A 10,667-nucleotide genomic window follows, 5' to 3' on the forward strand; every position below is an offset into this window, starting at 1 on the left:
GCGATTTTGAATGTGGATTTCCAGACTGGCGCGACGGACGGTGCGCTCTCGGATTTCTTTGGCGCGACATCGACCGGGAGCCTGACCAACTATACTGGCACGATCTTGCTTGAAGGTGTGGATGCTGTTCAGGGGGGCGCCATCGCCTATGCCGGGGATTTGATGACAGCCACTGACGGCCTGGTCTTTGATGGGCTGCTCACCGCGACATATCTCTCTGATCCGGTCGCCGCATTCGTTGCCTCTGATCTGGAGGCGACAATTTCCGACAACGGCGTCATGCAGGATGGCAGCCTGATCGTCGTTGGCGAAGGCAGTGTTGTCGCCCCGGCAGTGCCCCCCTAACCGGAGGAGGCATTGCGCAAAAGCGCTGCGGCCTGCGCAAAGGGGATCAGATTGGATTTGACCTCATAATTGAGATAGCGGCCACCGGCATGAGCGGGCAAGGTGGCCCCCGGTGACATCGCGGCACGCATGTGCGGATCAACCAGATGCGATTCGGCGGCGATGCCTTCGGCGTAAATGATGTGATGTTCATCAAAGATCAGCTGAAAATAGTCGATAAATCCACCGCGACGGCGCAGCACCGATGTGCCATCCACCAAGTCCCTCGCTTTAACCAGCACCTCTGCGCGGCCTGTGCCCAGATGATCCTTGCGTTGATAGATGAAGACGCGATGGTCGGGACGCACCACAAGATCTGCAGCGTTGTTCAGGGCGCCTTTTGTAATCACCACAGGGGCAAAAGGGCCGGTGGCGCGCAGGGTCGCTTGACCCAGCCATTTGATCTGTTGCGCGCCCGCATCGCGGGTCAGGACCAGATCGCCAATGCTCAAGTCCTCGATCGGGCGCAATGTTCCGTCGGACAGCGTAATGCGGGTGCCACGGGCAAATGCACCGCTGGCTGCCTCCGCAAAGCGCGCGGTCGCTGTCTGTCGCGTCACACCGACAAGCCTGTAATCAACCGCATTGATAAGTTCGCCCAATGGCAACAGGTAAATCCCGGCCACAAGATCGACATGGGTCTCCACCAGGATCAGCGCCTCATGCGTTCCACCGTCTGGGGCCATCAAGGTCAGGCAACAATCCAGATGGATCGCTGTGTCCTTTGCCGCATCCTGACGCGAAAGTCCGTTCGACGCGACAAAGATTGGCAATGCCACCGGCGCGGCCTCTGGCAAGATCTGGAAAACATCGTCCAGGACAAGCTCATCGGCGAATGAAATCGCCTCGCCGATCATGACGCCTTCGCAGGCCCGCACATCTGCGGCGCGGTAAACGTCAAGGGTCATGGCGGTGCGTTTCATGTCTTCGGGATTACACTGCCTGCGGGCGTCTACCAAGTCTTTATCAAATAAAGGCCCCATGCATTTGCCCAACCCCCGTTGCAGTGCTAGATCGCAGTCCAGAACAGCAAGAAAAAGGACAGTGACATGGATTTGGGCATCAAGGGAAAACGCGCATTGGTTTGCGCATCATCGAAAGGATTGGGGCGCGGTTGCGCGGAGGCCTTGGCCGCGGCTGGCGTCAATCTTGTTCTCAACGCGCGCGGTGCTGAAGCGCTTGAGCAGACAGCCGCGTCGATCCGCGAAACATATGGCGTTGATGTGGTGGCTGTTGCTGCTGATGTATCGACCGAGCAAGGGCGCGCGGCACTGCTCGATGTGGCTGGCGATGTTGATATTCTGGTGAATAACGCAGGCGGCCCGCCTCCGGGGATGTGGTCCGATTGGGACCGTGACGACTTCATTGCGGCCTTGGATGCCAACATGCTGGCCCCGATCGCGCTGATGAAAGCGTTGATGCCTGGGATGATCGACAAGGGCTGGGGCCGCGTTGTGAATATCACGTCAGGCTCTGTCAAAGCGCCAATTCCGCAATTGGGGCTGTCAAATTCCGCGCGTGCCGGGCTTACCGGTTATGCCGCTGGAACGGCACGACAAGTGGCCCAATTCGGCGTGAATGTGAACAATATGCTGCCGGGCATCCATGCGACGGACCGTGCGGTGAGCCTCGATGCCGGGGTCTCGAAAGCACAGGGCATTGATCTGGCGGCGGCGACAGCCCAGCGGCAGGCCACCATCCCGGCGCGACGCTATGGCACGAAGGAAGAATTCGGCGCAATGTGTGCTTTTCTATGCTCCCAGCACGCGGGCTTTATTGTCGGCCAGAACATCGTTCTTGATGGTGGCGCGATCAACGCCACAATATAACATCGCCTGTCTGCCCCCAAGCCAGCCTTGAAATCCATTGGATTACAACGGGGTTGGCTTGGGCATCACAGATATTTTGCCGCTGGGCTGACCTTGCTCTTGCGCGCATCAATTGTTAGGTCGGCAATACCCAATAGTTTTCGTCAGGGATAGCCCCGCGCCCATGCAAGCCCCCCGCCTTGAGATCAAGAACATCGTCAAAGACTATGGCGGACGGCGCGTTGTGGATGACGTGAGCCTCTCGGTGATGCCGGGGCAGGTGACGTGCCTTCTTGGTCCGTCTGGCTGCGGGAAATCTACAACGCTGCGGATTATTGCAGGGGTGGAGGAACCGGATTCCGGGACCATCCATGTCGATCAGAATTTGGTCTGCGCAGACGATGTGCATCGGCCGCCTGAGGCACGCAATATCGGATTGATGTTTCAGGATTTTGCGTTGTTTCCCCACCTCACGGTAGCACAGAATGTCGCATTTGGCTTGCCAAAGGGCCGCGTGACCGATCGGGTGCATCAGTTGTTGGCCAAGGTTGGCATGGCGTCTCATCAGGCCGACTATCCGCACCAGCTTTCCGGCGGTGAACAGCAACGTGTTGCCCTGGCCCGTGCCTTGGCGCCCAAGCCCCGGATCATGCTGATGGATGAACCATTCTCGGGGCTTGATGACCGCCTGCGCGATGATATCCGCGATGAAACCCTGTCAGTGCTCAAGGACGAAGGCACCGCTGTTCTGCTTGTCACCCATGAGCCGGGTGAAGCGATGCGCATGGCCGATGAAATCGCCTTGATGCGCCATGGCAAGATCGTCCAGCGTGGCGCGCCCTATAATGTCTATAATGCGCCGGTCGACATTGAGGCCTCTGCTTTCTTTAGTGATATCAATGTGATTAAGGGCAAGGTTCAGGGCGCGTTGACCGATACGCCGTTTGGCCAATTCCTCGCCCCTGGGGTGCCTGACGGGACAGAGGTCGATATCGTGATCCGTCCCCAGCACATCAAGATCGATTTCGACCGAGGCGGGCGTGGCCCCAATCCGACGCCCGAAGACGGCAGTGCAGCGCGCGGCGTGGTAGATCGCGCGCGTTTTATGGGTGCATCAAGTCTGGTGGAGTTTCGGATGGATTTCGACGGCTCGGTCCTGAAGGCGGTGGTGCCGTCAGTGTTTTTACCAAAGCCGGGGATGCCGCTTTGGTTGATGATTCGCCGCGACCGATGTTTTGTGTTTCCGAGCCGGAAGTCTACTTGAGCCGCGCAGCCCTTCCACCGCGCCGCTTGGTGATCTTGCCCGCCCGCGACGGCAGTTCTGCCATCACCAGCCGCCGCGCCTGCGGGGACATGCGCGACCATGCGCCTATTTCATCAATCGAGCGCAGGCAACCGGTGCACAGCCTGCTTTCTGGATGGATCACGCAAACCTTGACGCAAGGGCTGTCGATTTCAGCCCGTTTCCAGACGTCGTCGGTATTTTCAGGTATATTCACGAATTTGCCCTTATATGCGCCATGCGGTCCAGCATCCCTTGCAAGATATAGCCTGCTGCCACATGGTCGATGACCTCTGCGCGACGTTTTCGGGACGTATCCGCCTCAAGCAGTGCGCGTTCGGCGGCGACGGTGGACAGGCGCTCATCCCAAAAGGTGATGGGCAGAGGCGTCAGTTTTTCCAGATTGCGGGCAAAGGCACGGGTCGCCTGACAGCGCGGCCCTTCTGAACCATCCATGTTGCGCGGCAGGCCCAGCACCAGGCCCGTTACCAAACGATGTGTTGTCAGTTCCAGCAATTTGCCAGCATCGACGCCGAATTTCTTGCGCTTGATGGTCTCGATCGGGGTCGCCACAGAGCGCAGCACGTCCGACATCGCCACGCCAATCGTGACCGTCCCAAGATCAAGCCCCGCCAGCGCCCCGGTCGGTGGGATTTCAGCGATGAAGGCCTCTGGAGTTTCACAAATCATTCTTTAGACACGCCTGCATCTCACTATGGACTTCTGGAACTGACATAACCGCGCTTGGTCCGCCTGAAAAGGCCTTGCGACGTGATGGCAATTCACGTCGCCGCCAGCATGTCGTAAAAGGGGGGTTAGACGCCGCTGTCAGTATCCAATTTGCACCCCGTCCGGTCCAGATAGGAAAGCAGCGGACCGCCCGCCATGACCTAGCCTTTTGGAAGCCCGATGAAACGATATTCCGCCTTTGCAATCGCCCGCGAAGCCATGCGCAACCACACCGGTTGGGACCGCGCGTGGGCAAAGCGTGAGCCGAAGAAGAAATACGACGTGATTATCGTGGGCGCTGGCGGGCATGGTCTGGCAACAGCGTATTATCTGGGGAAAAACTTCGGGATCACCAATGTCGCGATCTTGGAAAAAGGTTGGCTGGGTGGCGGCAATACGGGCCGGAACACGACGATTATCCGTTCCAACTACCTGCAAGATCCTTCTGCGGCGATCTATGAAAAGTCCCGCTCGCTCTACGAAACCATGAGCCAGGATTTGAACTATAACGTGATGTTCAGCCCGCGCGGTGTCATCATGCTCGCCCAGACCCAGCATGAGGTGCGCGGCTACAAGCGCACAGCCCACGCCAATGCGTTGCAGGGGGTGACGACCGAATGGATCGAACCCGCCCGCGTGAAAGAGCTGTGCCCGATCATGAACATCGACGGTCCCCGTTATCCGGTGCTCGGCGGTCTGTGGCAGGCGCGCGGTGGGACCGCGCGTCACGACGCGGTTGCTTGGGGCTATGCGCGGGCCTGTTCGGACATGGGCATGGACGTGATCCAGCAATGTGAGGTCAAAGGCGTCCGGCAGGAAAACGGCAAGGTCGTGGGGGTGGAGACCACCAAAGGGCCGATTGATTGCGACAAACTGGGGATGGTGACCGCCGGGCATTCGGGCGTGATGGCGCAAATGGCGGGCTTCCGGCTGCCGATTGAAAGCGTGGCGCTGCAAGCGCTGGTGTCAGAGCCGATCAAACCCGCGATGGACATCGTGGTGATGGCCAATACCGTGCACGGCTATCTTTCCCAATCCGACAAGGGCGAAATGGTCATCGGTGGCGGCACCGACAGCCACAACAATTACACCCAACGCGGATCATTCCACCATATTGAGGAAACGGTGCGCGCCTTGGTCGAAACCTTCCCGATGCTGGCGCGTCTCAAGATGCTGCGGCAATGGGGCGGGATCGTGGACGTCACAGGAGACCGGTCGCCCATTCTGTCGAAAACGCCGGTTGAGGGCATCTTCGTCAACTGTGGTTGGGGGACAGGCGGGTTCAAAGCGATCCCCGGCTCTGGCTGGGCAATGGCGGAATTAATGGCCAAAGGGCAATCCCCGCTTACGGATGAATTCAGCATGTTCCGGTTCAGGGAAGGCAAATTCATCGACGAAAGCGTGGCAGCGGGGGTGGCACACTGATGACACTGAATACCAAATCAATCGTGAAGGTCTGCCCATGCTGATCCTGCATTGCCCCTATTGCGGCGCCGACGTCGATGAAACCGATCTGCACGCGGGCGGAGAAGCGCATCTCAAGCGCGAAGGCCCGGCATCCACGGATGCGGATTTTGAGGATTACCTCTTTATGCGCGAAAATCCCAAGGGTGTGCATTTTGAACGCTGGCGCCATCAATATGGCTGCGGCAAATGGTTCCTCGCGGCCCGTTGCACACAGACCTTGCAGGTCTTCGGCACATATTCGGCCCAAACGCTGGAACCCCCGCAAGACATCAAAGACAAGATTACCGCCGCCCGTCCGGGCTGGTCATGGGGGCGTTTTTCATGAGCACACGTCTGGCACACCAAGGCCGTCTGATTGATAAGTCAAAGGCGGTTTCTTTCACATTCAACGGCAAACACCTGCGCGGGTTCGCGGGGGATACACTGGCTTCGGCATTGCTCGCCAATGACCAGATGCTGATGGGCCGCTCATTTAAGTATCACCGTCCGCGTGGCGTTGTCGCGTCCGGCGCGGAGGAACCCAATGCGCTCGTGAACCTTGGCAAAGGCGCCAATTTTGAACCCAATGCCCGCGTCACCACGACCGAGTTGTTCGAGGGGCTTACCGCGACCTCGCAAAACCACTGGCCGACGCTGGAATTCGATGTGGGCGCGATCAACGCGCATCTGTCGCGGTTCTTGCCTGCCGGGTTTTACTACAAGATGTTCATGTATCCGCGCGCTTTCTGGAAACACGTTTATGAACCCATTATCCGCCAATCAGCGGGGCTTGGCAAAGCGCCCAAGGATCGCGACCGCGATACATATGAGCATTTCCACGCCCATGTGGATGTGATGGTTGTTGGCGGCGGAATAGCAGGGCTGGCGGCGGCGAAAGCTGCGGGAGAACGCGGCGCGCATGTGCTGCTAGTCGAACAGACCGCCGCTTGGGGTGGCCGCGCTGTTGTGGACACGCCGACGATTGACGGGATGGGCGCGCAAGCTTGGGTCGATGCGACCGTTGCAGCACTTTCTGAAATGCCCAATGTCGACATGCGCCTGCGCTGCATGGGGGCCGGTGTTTACGATCACGGCTATACGCTGGCCTATGAACGCCTGACCGATCATGCACCGGATAGCGATGGCCCGCGTCACAGGCTTTGGCGTGTCCGCGCCAAGCAGATTGTCACCGCAACAGGTGCGATTGAGCGCCCATTGTCCTTTGCTGCCAATGATTTGCCCGGTGTCATGCTGGCCTCTGCGGTGCGTGACTATGTGGTGAATTTCGGGGTGTCTGTGGGGGATCGCACCGTTGTCGTGACCAACAATGATGATGCTTACCGCACGGCGATTAGGCTGAAAAACATAGGTCTGGAAGTGCCTGCCATTATCGATGCCCGTAGCGACGTTGCGGGCGATCTGATCGATCAAGCCCGCGCGCTGGGCATTCGGGTTGAGCTGGGCAAAGGCATTGCAAAGGCCAAAGGCGGCAAGCGTGTCACGGGCGTCGCCATTTGTACGCAAGCCGGGGAAGGTGCGCCGCTGGAAGAAATCGCCTGCGATTGCGTGGCGATGTCGGGCGGGTGGTCGCCCGTTGTGCATTTGTGGTCCCATTGCGGTGGCAAGCTGAATTGGGATGCGGATCAGATCATGTTCCGCCCCGACCCGGAGCGCGCGCCGACAAGCCATGATGGCCAGCCATTCGTGATCACTGCAGGTATCGCCAACGGGCATCTCTTTACACAAGAAGTCATCAGCGACGGCTGGGCGGCTGGTCGTGCTGCCGCGAAAGCTGCTGGACACACCAAACGCGGCGCGCAAGCGCCGATGGGTGAGGATGTGACAGAAGGCCCGATCTCAGCTGTTTGGCTCATGCCGCAGGGGGCGAGCCATGCGCTGCGGTCCAAGGCATGGCTGGATTTCCAGAATGACGTGAAGGTTTCGGACGTGCAGTTAGCCGCTCAGGAAGGTTTTGAGAGCGTTGAACATACCAAACGCTACACAACGCTCGGCATGGCGACGGATCAAGGGAAGTTGAGCAATATCAACGGTCTTGCGATCCTGTCGCAATCGCTGAACGCGGATATTCCGAATGTCGGCACGACAACATTCCGCCCGCCTTACACGCCGATCTCTATGGCGTCGATTGCAGGTGCGGCGCGTGACGAGTTGTTCCAGCCGATCCGCATGACCCCGATCTCTGACTGGTCGAACGCGCATGGTGCAGACAACGAACCCGTTGGCCAGTGGCGCAGACCGTTCGCCTATCTGCGTGATGGCGAAAGCGTCCATGAGGCGGTCAATCGCGAGGTGAAGAACACCCGCGAGAATTTGGGCCTGCTCGATGCTTCCACCCTTGGAAAGTTGATTGTCAAAGGGCCGGATGCGGGCAAATTCCTCGACATGATGTACACCAACATGATGTCCACGCTGCCGGTGGGCAAATGCCGCTATGGGCTGATGTGCTCGGAAAACGGGTTCCTGATCGACGACGGTGTCGTCGTGCGCATGTCTGAGGACACATGGCTTTGCCACACTACGACCGGTGGTGCCGAAAGCATTCACGCGCATATGGAAGACTGGTTGCAATGCGAATGGTGGGACTGGAAAGTCTACGTCGCCAATGTGACGGAACAATATGCACAAATCGCCGTGGTTGGCCCGAACGCCCGCAAATTGCTGCGTAAGCTGGGCGGCATGGATGTCAGCGCTGAGGCGCTGCCATTTATGCAGTGGCGCGCGGGCAAGATCGGTGACTTTGATGCGCGGGTCTTCCGCATCTCGTTCTCGGGGGAGCTTTCCTACGAAATCGCTGTTCCTGCGGGGCAGGGTGCGGCTTTCTGGGATGCGCTCATGGAGGCGGGTCAGGAGTTCGGGATCATGCCTTACGGCACTGAAACCTTGCATATTCTGCGTGCCGAAAAGGGCTTTATCATGATCGGCGACGAAACTGACGGGACAGTGATTCCGCAAGATCTGAATCTGAATTGGGCGCTGTCGAAGAAAAAGGACGACTATCTGGGCAAGCGCGCGCATACGCGCAGCCATATGGCCGATCCTGATCGCTGGAAGCTGGTGGGCTTGGAAACGGTCGACGGGTCGGTTTTGCCGGATGGGGCTTATGCGATTGCCGAAGGCAACAACGCTAACGGGCAAAGCAATACCCAAGGGCGTGTAACTTCCACCTATTTCTCCGCAAACCTAGAGCGCGGGATCGCGATGGGATTGGTTCACAACGGCCCTGCGCGTATGGGCGAGGTGATTGAATTCAACACCGTGGATGGTGGGACGGTTCCGACCAAGATTGTTGATCCGGTGTTCTATGATAAAGACGGGGAGAAGCAGAATGTCTAATGCTGTCAGCGCACTGCAAGGCAAAGTGGCCCCTGGTGAAGTGACGATCCGCGAAGCGGGTCTGCGTGGGATGATTATTTTGCGCGGCGACCTGGCGGACAAGAAATTGCACAACATCTGCAAGAGCTTGACGGGCGTGTCCATGCCCAAACAAGGGCAGGCGCATACGGACGCGGACAAGGGTCTGTGCTGGATGTCACCCGATGAGGTACTGGTGCTGGTTCCATATGCGCATGTCACTGAGGCCAGCGCCGCGATCGAAGCGGGATTGGCCGGAACACATTATCTGGCCGAAAATGTCTCCGATGCGCGGTCCGTTTTGCATGTCGAGGGACGTTTCGGGCGCGAAGTGATTGCCAAACTCGCGCCAGTGGACGTGCACCCTTCCAGCTTTCAGCCGGGTGATTTTCGCCGCAGCCGACTGGGTCAGGTCGCCGCTGCGTTCTGGATGCGCGACGCCGACACGATTGACGTGATCTGTTTCCGTTCCGTGGCGGGTTACACGTTTGATCTGCTGGCCGCATCGGCCAAAGCAGGGCAGGTCGGGCACTTGAACGCGGCGGGTTAGATCAGGCGGCGTGGCGGGTCGTCTGTGTCGCGTCGGATTGATGGACATCGTCAAAGAGGTTCAGCAGATAGACGGTCTCATTGATGTCAAACCCGCGTTGACGGGCGCGCAGTATCAGACGCAAACGTGCGCGGCTTCGTTTGCGAAGCAAACGACGCCAACCGGTGGCTTGCGGGATGTTTGATTTCTGGTCTTCGTAGTAGTCCAGAATCCAGAAAGTGGTCTTGTAGTGGGCGCGCAAACCGCGCCGAGAGCTTTGTAGGAGCATGGGATTGCATTCCATTTTGTGGAAAAGTAGGTCACAAAATACTGATTACGTTATGAAACTGGCCGGAGTTGCGCGCCGGGTCAAGGTTTTTCTTGGCGGGATTTCTGTGCCCCGGGCCCCGCTGACCCTTGACCTTCCACAAGGATGTGACATTTACACACAGGTAATATTCCTTAATGAAAGAGACCGAACCAATGGCATTTTCTCTTCCTGATCTTCCTTACGCGCATGACGCGCTTGCCGCAAAAGGCATGTCCGCTGAAACCCTCGAATATCACCACGATCTGCACCACAACGCCTATGTCACCAACGGCAACAAGGCGATTGAAGGGACCGAGTGGGAGGGCAAGTCTCTCGAAGAGATCATCATCGGCACCTATGATAAATCTGCCGTCGCGCAAAATAGCATCTTCAACAACATCAGCCAGCTTTGGAACCACAACCAGTTTTGGGAAATGATGGGCACGGGCGACAGTGCGATGCCAGGTGAGCTTGAAAAGGCGCTGGTTGAAAATTTTGGGTCTGTGGATGACTTCAAATCCCAGTTCAGCGCGGCGGGTGCCGGTCAGTTCGGCTCCGGCTGGTGCTGGTTAGTCAAGAATGCTGATGGTTCATTGGCTGTGACAAAGACCGAAAACGGCGTGAACCCGCTTTGCTTTGGCCAGACCGCCTTGCTTGGTTGCGATGTGTGGGAGCATTCCTATTACATTGATTTCCGCAACAAGCGTCCTGTCTACCTTGCCAACTTCCTTGATAACCTTGTGAACTGGGAAAACGTCGCCAGCCGTATGTAACCGGCGCGTCTGGACCGCTCACAAAGGCCCACGG

At 58.2% G+C, this 10,667-nt stretch carries 12 protein-coding genes; 8 read left to right on the forward strand and 4 right to left on the reverse strand.

Annotated features, from left to right (window positions below):
* Nucleotides 1-345, forward strand: a 345-nt coding sequence (locus tag ACFDSS_RS11170) for a hypothetical protein (protein ID WP_375255821.1), incomplete at its 5' end; no start/stop codon positions are given.
* Here ACFDSS_RS11170 and ACFDSS_RS11175 read toward each other — a convergent pair.
* Entirely contained in the window at nucleotides 342-1,307 is a 966-nt protein-coding gene (locus ACFDSS_RS11175; RefSeq protein ID WP_375255822.1) for a Hint domain-containing protein, read from the reverse strand. The two genes, ACFDSS_RS11170 and ACFDSS_RS11175, sit on opposite strands and share 4 nt — an antisense overlap.
* Before the next feature lie 126 nt (nucleotides 1,308-1,433).
* On the opposite strand from ACFDSS_RS11175, the gene ACFDSS_RS11180 reads away from it, so the two are divergent.
* Both ACFDSS_RS11180 and ACFDSS_RS11185 read left to right on the forward strand, forming a co-directional pair.
* The gene (locus tag ACFDSS_RS11180) at nucleotides 1,434-2,213 is read left to right on the forward strand and encodes an SDR family oxidoreductase (protein ID WP_375255823.1); all 780 of its coding nucleotides are present in this window, start codon (nucleotides 1,434-1,436) and stop codon (nucleotides 2,211-2,213) included.
* Nucleotides 2,214-2,376: 163 nt separating this feature from the next.
* Nucleotides 2,377-3,456 carry an ABC transporter ATP-binding protein gene (locus tag ACFDSS_RS11185; RefSeq protein WP_375255824.1) on the forward strand — a complete coding sequence of 360 codons (1,080 nt, stop codon included), beginning with the start codon at nucleotides 2,377-2,379 and terminating at the stop codon, nucleotides 3,454-3,456.
* Here the strand turns inward: ACFDSS_RS11185 and ACFDSS_RS11190 are convergent.
* Both ACFDSS_RS11190 and ruvX read right to left on the reverse strand, forming a co-directional pair.
* Nucleotides 3,449-3,691 (reverse strand): DUF1289 domain-containing protein, encoded by a 243-nt coding sequence (locus tag ACFDSS_RS11190; RefSeq protein ID WP_375255825.1) that lies wholly within the window; start codon nucleotides 3,689-3,691, stop codon nucleotides 3,449-3,451. The two genes, ACFDSS_RS11185 and ACFDSS_RS11190, sit on opposite strands and share 8 nt — an antisense overlap.
* Nucleotides 3,688-4,164: a Holliday junction resolvase RuvX gene (gene ruvX, locus ACFDSS_RS11195; protein WP_375255826.1), complete on the reverse strand. Its 477-nt coding sequence runs from the start codon at nucleotides 4,162-4,164 to the stop codon at nucleotides 3,688-3,690. Before ruvX ends, ACFDSS_RS11190 begins: the two co-directional genes overlap by 4 nt.
* A gap of 219 nt (nucleotides 4,165-4,383) precedes the next feature.
* Between ruvX and ACFDSS_RS11200 the strand changes: the two genes are divergently transcribed.
* Genes ACFDSS_RS11200 through ACFDSS_RS11215 form a run of 4 tightly spaced genes read left to right on the forward strand, consistent with a single transcriptional unit; the run spans nucleotide 4,384 to nucleotide 9,571 of the window.
* Nucleotides 4,384-5,628, forward strand: coding sequence for a sarcosine oxidase subunit beta family protein (locus ACFDSS_RS11200; protein ID WP_375255827.1), 1,245 nt, complete (start codon nucleotides 4,384-4,386; stop codon nucleotides 5,626-5,628).
* Between the two features lie 37 nt (nucleotides 5,629-5,665).
* The gene (locus ACFDSS_RS11205; protein ID WP_375255828.1) at nucleotides 5,666-5,995 is read left to right on the forward strand and encodes a sarcosine oxidase subunit delta; all 330 of its coding nucleotides are present in this window, start codon (nucleotides 5,666-5,668) and stop codon (nucleotides 5,993-5,995) included.
* A complete protein-coding gene (locus ACFDSS_RS11210; RefSeq protein ID WP_375255829.1) occupies nucleotides 5,992-9,003 on the forward strand; it encodes a sarcosine oxidase subunit alpha family protein in 3,012 nt (1,003 codons plus the stop codon). Before ACFDSS_RS11205 ends, ACFDSS_RS11210 begins: the two co-directional genes overlap by 4 nt.
* Entirely contained in the window at nucleotides 8,996-9,571 is a 576-nt protein-coding gene (locus ACFDSS_RS11215) for a sarcosine oxidase subunit gamma (protein WP_375255830.1), read from the forward strand. Before ACFDSS_RS11210 ends, ACFDSS_RS11215 begins: the two co-directional genes overlap by 8 nt.
* A gap of 1 nt (nucleotide 9,572) precedes the next feature.
* Here ACFDSS_RS11215 and ACFDSS_RS11220 read toward each other — a convergent pair whose 3' ends face one another.
* Complete coding sequence (locus ACFDSS_RS11220; protein ID WP_375255831.1) at nucleotides 9,573-9,839, reverse strand: hypothetical protein; 267 nt, start codon at nucleotides 9,837-9,839, stop codon at nucleotides 9,573-9,575.
* Nucleotides 9,840-10,033: 194 nt separating this feature from the next.
* Here ACFDSS_RS11220 and ACFDSS_RS11225 point away from each other — a divergent pair, with 194 nt between their 5' ends.
* Nucleotides 10,034-10,633: a superoxide dismutase gene (locus ACFDSS_RS11225; RefSeq protein ID WP_375255832.1), complete on the forward strand. Its 600-nt coding sequence runs from the start codon at nucleotides 10,034-10,036 to the stop codon at nucleotides 10,631-10,633.
* Nucleotides 10,634-10,667: the final 34 nt, after the last annotated feature.

It is taken from the genome of Yoonia sp., assembly GCF_042093035.1.
Lineage (GTDB): Bacteria > Pseudomonadota > Alphaproteobacteria > Rhodobacterales > Rhodobacteraceae > Yoonia.

Excerpts from the sequence above, each read along its gene's own strand:
- ACFDSS_RS11215 (WP_375255830.1), top strand. The coding sequence starts at position 8,996 with ATGTCTAATGCTGTCAGCGCACTGCAAGGCAAAGTGGCCCCTGGTGAA.
- ACFDSS_RS11205 (WP_375255828.1), top strand. The coding sequence starts at position 5,666 with ATGCTGATCCTGCATTGCCCCTATTGCGGCGCCGACGTCGATGAAACC.
- ACFDSS_RS11210 (WP_375255829.1), top strand. The coding sequence starts at position 5,992 with ATGAGCACACGTCTGGCACACCAAGGCCGTCTGATTGATAAGTCAAAG.
- ACFDSS_RS11175 (WP_375255822.1), bottom strand. The coding sequence starts at position 1,307 with ATGAAACGCACCGCCATGACCCTTGACGTTTACCGCGCCGCAGATGTG.
- ACFDSS_RS11200 (WP_375255827.1), top strand. The coding sequence starts at position 4,384 with ATGAAACGATATTCCGCCTTTGCAATCGCCCGCGAAGCCATGCGCAAC.
- ACFDSS_RS11225 (WP_375255832.1), top strand. The coding sequence starts at position 10,034 with ATGGCATTTTCTCTTCCTGATCTTCCTTACGCGCATGACGCGCTTGCC.
- ACFDSS_RS11220 (WP_375255831.1), bottom strand. The coding sequence starts at position 9,839 with ATGCTCCTACAAAGCTCTCGGCGCGGTTTGCGCGCCCACTACAAGACC.
- ruvX (WP_375255826.1), bottom strand. The coding sequence starts at position 4,164 with ATGATTTGTGAAACTCCAGAGGCCTTCATCGCTGAAATCCCACCGACC.
- ACFDSS_RS11185 (WP_375255824.1), top strand. The coding sequence starts at position 2,377 with ATGCAAGCCCCCCGCCTTGAGATCAAGAACATCGTCAAAGACTATGGC.
- ACFDSS_RS11180 (WP_375255823.1), top strand. The coding sequence starts at position 1,434 with ATGGATTTGGGCATCAAGGGAAAACGCGCATTGGTTTGCGCATCATCG.